Annotated in this window: 5 protein-coding genes, 2 tRNA genes and 2 rRNA genes (1 of these 9 only partly in view); 6 read left to right on the plus strand and 3 right to left on the minus strand. The window is 40.7% G+C overall.

From position 1 onward, the window contains the following. Position 1: 1 nt before the first annotated feature. The 3 genes from OZP10_RS14010 to OZP10_RS14020 form a co-directional block, all read right to left on the minus strand. Positions 2-886: an ABC transporter ATP-binding protein gene (locus tag OZP10_RS14010; RefSeq protein ID WP_281631416.1), complete on the minus strand. Its 885-nt coding sequence runs from the start codon at positions 884-886 to the stop codon at positions 2-4. Positions 887-1002: 116 nt separating this feature from the next. Further along, the gene (locus tag OZP10_RS14015) at positions 1003-1209 is read right to left on the minus strand and encodes a helix-turn-helix domain-containing protein (protein WP_012024053.1); all 207 of its coding nucleotides are present in this window, start codon (positions 1207-1209) and stop codon (positions 1003-1005) included. Positions 1210-1211: 2 nt separating this feature from the next. After that, positions 1212-1727: a DUF2975 domain-containing protein gene (locus OZP10_RS14020; RefSeq protein WP_281631417.1), complete on the minus strand. Its 516-nt coding sequence runs from the start codon at positions 1725-1727 to the stop codon at positions 1212-1214. 174 nt (positions 1728-1901) lie between these two features. Here OZP10_RS14020 and OZP10_RS14025 point away from each other — a divergent pair, with 174 nt between their 5' ends. The 6 genes from OZP10_RS14025 to OZP10_RS14050 form a co-directional block, all read left to right on the plus strand. After that, positions 1902-2906, plus strand: a complete 1005-nt coding sequence (locus OZP10_RS14025; RefSeq protein ID WP_177210602.1) for an LLM class flavin-dependent oxidoreductase — start codon at positions 1902-1904, stop codon at positions 2904-2906. A 578-nt stretch (positions 2907-3484) separates the two neighbouring features. Continuing rightward, the gene (locus OZP10_RS14030; protein ID WP_281631418.1) at positions 3485-3718 is read left to right on the plus strand and encodes a hypothetical protein; all 234 of its coding nucleotides are present in this window, start codon (positions 3485-3487) and stop codon (positions 3716-3718) included. Positions 3719-3951: 233 nt separating this feature from the next. Further along, positions 3952-5465: ribosomal RNA gene (locus OZP10_RS14035) — 16S ribosomal RNA — on the plus strand. 126 nt (positions 5466-5591) lie between these two features. After that, positions 5592-5665: transfer RNA gene (locus tag OZP10_RS14040), tRNA-Ile, on the plus strand. A gap of 89 nt (positions 5666-5754) precedes the next feature. Next, positions 5755-5828 (plus strand) — tRNA-Ala (locus tag OZP10_RS14045). Between the two features lie 128 nt (positions 5829-5956). After that, positions 5957-6481: ribosomal RNA gene (locus OZP10_RS14050) — 23S ribosomal RNA — on the plus strand; it runs 2356 nt beyond the window's last position. Together the 16S and 23S rRNA genes with 2 tRNA genes alongside form the textbook arrangement of a ribosomal RNA operon.

Raw genomic sequence — 6481 nt, forward strand, 5'->3', positions numbered from 1 at the left:
GTTATTTTTTAAGTTGATTTTGAGATAAAATATTAAAGTAAACATCACTCAAATCTGGAGAAGTCAATTCAAAACCAGAATCAGGCTGTTGATTAGAGAAAACATGAATGTTAATTTTTCCTGAATTCAAATGAGAAGAAATAATATTAAAATGTTTCTGGTATTCTTTCAGTTCATTTTTATGAATCGCTTTCGCCCAGATTTTTTCTTTCAAAGAATCGATGGCTTCATTTGGATTTCCTTCCAAAATCAATTTTCCATTAGAAATAATCGCCATTTTGGTGCACAGATCTCGAACATCTTCGACAATATGCGTTGATAGAACTACAATAATGCTTTCACCAATTTCACTTAATAGATTATTGAAACGGTTTCTTTCCTCGGGATCAAGTCCTGCAGTGGGTTCATCTACAATAATAATCTTCGGATTTCCCAATAAAGCCTGTGCAATTCCAAAGCGCTGACGCATTCCGCCAGAAAACGAATGAACTGCTTTGTCTTTATGTTGCAGTAAATTAGTCTGCTGTAATAAATATAAAATCTGGTCTTGTCGTTCTTTTTTATTGACAATCCCCTTCAAAATTGCTAGATGATCCAATAAACGATAAGCGGAAATCTTTTGATAAACGCCAAATTCCTGAGGCAGATATCCCAGATTTTGCCTGATAAACATTGGGTTTTCGAGAATATTGATTCCGTTAAACTCGATAATTCCCGAAGTAGGTTCCTGCAAAGCAGCAATAGTTCGCATTAAAGTCGATTTTCCTGCGCCATTCGGACCCAATAAACCAAACATACCGTTTGAAATTTCAAGCGATAAATGGTCAATCGCCTGCGTGCCGTTCTCATACGTTTTGCTGAGATTTTTGATTGATAAACTGTTCATTTTTTGATTGATTTAGATGATTGAATTAAACTATGATTTGAAAAATTTAGGCAATAGAACGCCTGTCGGCTTCAAAAACCGATTTATTAAGAGTGAAATAAAATTTAAAAAAAAAGCTATTCTGCCACGTATTCTAAAATATCGCCCGGCTGGCAATCCAATATTTTACAAATAGCTTCGAGAGTATCAAACCGAATTCCTTTTGCTTTTCCAGTTTTTAGAATCGATAAATTGGCAGGTGTAATATCTAGTTTTTCTGCCAACTCTTTACTCTGCATCTTGCGTTTGGCAAGCATTACATCAACATTTACAATTATTGGCATAGTTATATAAATAAGTCTTGTTCGTTCTGAAGGTTTAAACCTTGTTTAAAAATGGCCGCTAAAAAATAAGCAAAAGCGCCGAGCATTCCGTGCAATATGATAAAAAGAGCGACTTCATTATCTAAAGGAACAAAGAAGAACGCAAAAAATATCACGATGCTCGGAATTAATAGATTTGATATATAAAAACGTTTTAAGTGTACAACTCCATTTTGAGTGAATAATTTTGGCTGAAAGAAAACCTTAAAGACATTACTGCTCAGTAAAAAGAAAAGCCCATAAAGACTCAACGGAGCCAAAAAATCAAAAAGAATATATGGCAGATTATAGTCACCCAACATTATAGGATGAGTCGTAAACGGATAACAAACCTGAAAATATTTTCCGTTGTCTTTAAATGTTAGAAATAACCCAGTGACTAAAGTAAAAACCGAATAAGCAGCCAAGAAAAAATAAACAACAGCCAAGAATCTGGTGAAATAAAATAATATTCTAGAAACAATATGAGTAGTCTTCATACAAAGATAAATTAAATTGATATTGCAAATGTATAATTAATTATCGTAAAACAATAATTAATTATTGAAAAATAGACATACTGAATAACTTAGTAATATTATAATTCTATTAACATTAGAAAACAAATGGCATTCGCATAAATGAGTTAATTTTGTATTTTACCCTTAATTTATATGAAAAACCCAATTTCAGTCTCAATATTAGAGCTTGCGATTATCACCCAAGATAGTAACGCAACAGAAACATTCCAAAAAACAAAAGACATAGCGCAATTAGCCGATAAGTTAGGATACAAGAGAATTTGGCTAGCAGAACACCATAATATGGCACATGTTGCAAGTACAGCAACCGTGGTTTTAATTGGTTATGTAGCAAGTCAAACCGAAAATATCCGTGTAGGTTCTGGCGGAATTATGCTTCCAAATCATTCGCCTTTAGTAGTGGCAGAACAATTCGGAACTTTAGAGACTCTTTATCCGAACCGAATCGATTTAGGTTTAGGAAGAGCGCCAGGAACAGATCAGCCAACTGCTGAAGCGATTCGAAAAGACTTTTTCGAACAAGCACAGCGATTTCCGCAAAATGTAAGCAAACTTCAAGAATACTTTTCATCTGAAAATGCTACAGGAAAAGTTCGTGCATTTCCAGCCGAAGGGCTAAATGTGCCAATCTGGATTTTAGGATCAAGTATGGACAGTGCTGCTTTAGCAGCGGCTTATGGATTGCCTTATGCTTTTGCTGGACACTTTGCGCCAAAATTAATGATCCAGGCATTTGAGTTTTATAGAGAAAATTTCCAACCATCGGAGTATTTAGACAAACCCAAAACAATGGCGTGTGTAAATATTATCGCAGCAGACACAAACGAAGAAGCAGAATTATTGTCTACAAGTTTGTATCAAATGTTCTTGAACCTAATTAGAAACGACCGCAAAGGTTTACAACCGCCAGTTCCATCATTAGATGACATCATGAACGAACAGGAACGTTTCCATGTCAATCAAATGACAGCAGGAACCTTTACAGGAAACAAAGAACAGCTAGTAGCGGATTTGAGAAAGTTTATTGACTACGCCCGAATTGACGAACTAATGGTGACAAGTCCAATCTTCGATCATCAGGCCAAGTTAAAAAGCATTCAAATTACCAAAGAGGTAATAGATGCTTTGAATGAATAAATACATATTATATATAGTGTAGATTTTTTCTCTCTATTATATATAAGAGTAATTCTTATTTCGAACCCGACAGTTTTTTAAAATCTGTCGGGTTTATTTTTTATAGATATATATAAGGCGAAAAATTCGATTGTTCTGCTAAGCACAGCTGTAGCGTTTTTGAATTGTAATGTAACTTGTAGCTTAATAAGGAGCTATTTCCCGCTATGCGCTGCAATCTTCTGCTTTTTAAAGAAAAAAGCAAAAGGATTTCCGCTCCTATCGGGGCTAGGGCATCGGTTTTCAGAAGAAATGATGTTTGGTGAAGATGAAATCTAAGCAGAATAGAGCTCCAAAAGGGAAAACTTGGCGTTTTTGCGTCTTTTCGGGATCAGAAAATGCATTTTAAAGAAGCCTTAAATGGTGTCTTCTTTCCAAAAAAGAGTGGTAGAGCATAAAAACCCGATAAAATCTGCAGATGAAAACGTCCTGAAATCATGAAAACCGCTGTGCAGTTCAGAAAAAGGCTACGGAAGGGCAAAAAACTTTGAGATGTAAACCATCCGTTATCAGAGTGTTAAGAAAAAAGGCAAAAAAAGATGGAAAAAAGACGCATAAAAGTATTGGAAAAGCGGAAAAAGGTTCTACTTTTGCACCCGCAACAGCGAAAGGCGCTCTTCGAAATACTGGCAGGAAAGAAGGATTTAAGGGAAAGAAATTTCCAGAAAAAAAGATCCGGAAAAGCTTGCGAGATCCGGAAATGCTTTTTACATTTGCACCCCGCAAAACACGGAAAGCTCTTTGAAAGATTGGAAGAAGAATTGGGAAAATGAGGCGAAAAAAAAGCTTCAAAAATTTTTCAAGTTTTTCTTGCAGGAAACAAAAAGAAGTTTTAGTTTTGCACCCGCTTTGAGAGATAAGCGAAAGACAGATAAATTACGTTCGTAGACATATTGAATTGACAGCCGTTCTGAAAGAGATTTCAGAACAGAAGAATAAGAGCAGTAGAATCGTGAGATTCGAAAAGAACCGATAGGAATTGCATCGAATAATAATATTAAAATATACGATGAAGAGTTTGATCCTGGCTCAGGATGAACGCTAGCGGCAGGCTTAACACATGCAAGTCGAGGGGTAGGGCACTTCGGTGCTTGAGACCGGCGCACGGGTGCGTAACGCGTATGCAATCTGCCTTTCACAGAGGGATAGCCCAGAGAAATTTGGATTAATACCTCATAGCATTACGGGATGGCATCATCCTGTAATTAAAGTCACAACGGTGAAAGATGAGCATGCGTCCCATTAGCTAGTTGGTAAGGTAACGGCTTACCAAGGCAACGATGGGTAGGGGTCCTGAGAGGGAGATCCCCCACACTGGTACTGAGACACGGACCAGACTCCTACGGGAGGCAGCAGTGAGGAATATTGGTCAATGGGCGCAAGCCTGAACCAGCCATGCCGCGTGCAGGATGACGGTCCTATGGATTGTAAACTGCTTTTGTACGGGAAGAAACACTCCTTCGTGAAGGAGCTTGACGGTACCGTAAGAATAAGGATCGGCTAACTCCGTGCCAGCAGCCGCGGTAATACGGAGGATCCAAGCGTTATCCGGAATCATTGGGTTTAAAGGGTCCGTAGGCGGTCTGGTAAGTCAGTGGTGAAAGCCCATCGCTCAACGGTGGAACGGCCATTGATACTGCTGGACTTGAATTACTGGGAAGCAACTAGAATATGTAGTGTAGCGGTGAAATGCTTAGAGATTACATGGAATACCAATTGCGAAGGCAGGTTGCTACCAGTGGATTGACGCTGATGGACGAAAGCGTGGGTAGCGAACAGGATTAGATACCCTGGTAGTCCACGCCGTAAACGATGGATACTAGCTGTTGGGAGCAATCTCAGTGGCTAAGCGAAAGTGATAAGTATCCCACCTGGGGAGTACGTTCGCAAGAATGAAACTCAAAGGAATTGACGGGGGCCCGCACAAGCGGTGGAGCATGTGGTTTAATTCGATGATACGCGAGGAACCTTACCAAGGCTTAAATGCAGACTGACCGATTTGGAAACAGATCTTTCGCAAGACAGTTTACAAGGTGCTGCATGGTTGTCGTCAGCTCGTGCCGTGAGGTGTCAGGTTAAGTCCTATAACGAGCGCAACCCCTGTTGTTAGTTGCCAGCGAGTAGTGTCGGGAACTCTAACAAGACTGCCAGTGCAAACTGTGAGGAAGGTGGGGATGACGTCAAATCATCACGGCCCTTACGCCTTGGGCTACACACGTGCTACAATGGCCGGTACAGAGAGCAGCCACCTCGCGAGGGGGAGCGAATCTATAAAGCCGGTCACAGTTCGGATCGGAGTCTGCAACTCGACTCCGTGAAGCTGGAATCGCTAGTAATCGGATATCAGCCATGATCCGGTGAATACGTTCCCGGGCCTTGTACACACCGCCCGTCAAGCCATGGAAGCTGGGGGTGCCTGAAGTCGGTGACCGCAAGGAGCTGCCTAGGGTAAAACTGGTAACTAGGGCTAAGTCGTAACAAGGTAGCCGTACCGGAAGGTGCGGCTGGAACACCTCCTTTCTAGAGCCCAAAGCGTTAGCTGAAAAGCACGCTTGGGAAATAAGATGCCTGACTAAAGGTTTGGGATTGAAGATTGTATTGCTCTTGCTGTTAATTTAAAAAAATGATAAAACTTAAGTAAAACAGAGTCTCGTAGCTCAGCTGGTTAGAGTACTACACTGATAATGTAGGGGTCGGCAGTTCGAGTCTGCCCGGGACTACTATTTGACTTAAAAAAGGAAATTTTAGAGGTTGAGGCCTTATGAGAAATAATTCATAACTCATAACTAATAACTCATCACTAAAAAATGGGGGATTAGCTCAGCTGGCTAGAGCGCCTGCCTTGCACGCAGGAGGTCAACGGTTCGACTCCGTTATTCTCCACTGGTCCGAAAGGATAAAAGTTCATTGACATATTGAGATAAGAAAATAATAAGAAAGTAGAAAGCGTTTTTTACAATTCTATTGTAAAAAACAAAAAAAAACGGTCATAATTAATTTTATGATTGGTACAATAAGCAAAATAAGGGCGTATGGGGAATGCCTAGGCTCTCAGAGGCGATGAAGGACGTGATAAGCTGCGAAAAGCTGCGGGGACTGGCACACACAGATTGATCCGCAGATATCCGAATGGGGCAACCCGCTATATTGAAGATATAGCACACCGATAGGTGGGCAAACCCGCTGAACTGAAACATCTAAGTAGGCGGAGGAGAAGAAAACAAAAGTGATTCCGTAAGTAGTGGCGAGCGAACGCGGATTAGCCCAAACCAGTATTGTTACGGCATTGCTGGGGTTGTAGGACCGCGACATTTCATGCGCAAGGAACCGGAAGCTTCTGGAAAGGAGCGCCATAGAGGGTGATAGCCCCGTACGGGCAACAAGCGTAATGGATAGCGGTATCCTGAGTAGGGCGGGGCACGTGAAACCCTGTCTGAATTTGGCGGGACCATCCGCTAAGGCTAAATACTCCTGAGAGACCGATAGTGAACCAGTACCGTGAGGGAAAGGTGAAAAGAACCGTGAATAACGGAGTG

It is taken from the genome of Flavobacterium luteolum (genome assembly GCF_027111275.1).
GTDB classification, from domain to species: domain Bacteria; phylum Bacteroidota; class Bacteroidia; order Flavobacteriales; family Flavobacteriaceae; genus Flavobacterium; species Flavobacterium luteolum.

What these genes read in the sequence shown, in the direction of transcription:
- OZP10_RS14015 (WP_012024053.1), bottom strand. Translation starts at nt 1,209, where the DNA reads ATGCCAATAATTGTAAATGTTGATGTAATGCTTGCCAAACGCAAGATG.
- OZP10_RS14025 (WP_177210602.1), top strand. Translation starts at nt 1,902, where the DNA reads ATGAAAAACCCAATTTCAGTCTCAATATTAGAGCTTGCGATTATCACC.
- OZP10_RS14020 (WP_281631417.1), bottom strand. Translation starts at nt 1,727, where the DNA reads ATGAAGACTACTCATATTGTTTCTAGAATATTATTTTATTTCACCAGA.
- OZP10_RS14030 (WP_281631418.1), top strand. Translation starts at nt 3,485, where the DNA reads ATGGAAAAAAGACGCATAAAAGTATTGGAAAAGCGGAAAAAGGTTCTA.
- OZP10_RS14010 (WP_281631416.1), bottom strand. Translation starts at nt 886, where the DNA reads ATGAACAGTTTATCAATCAAAAATCTCAGCAAAACGTATGAGAACGGC.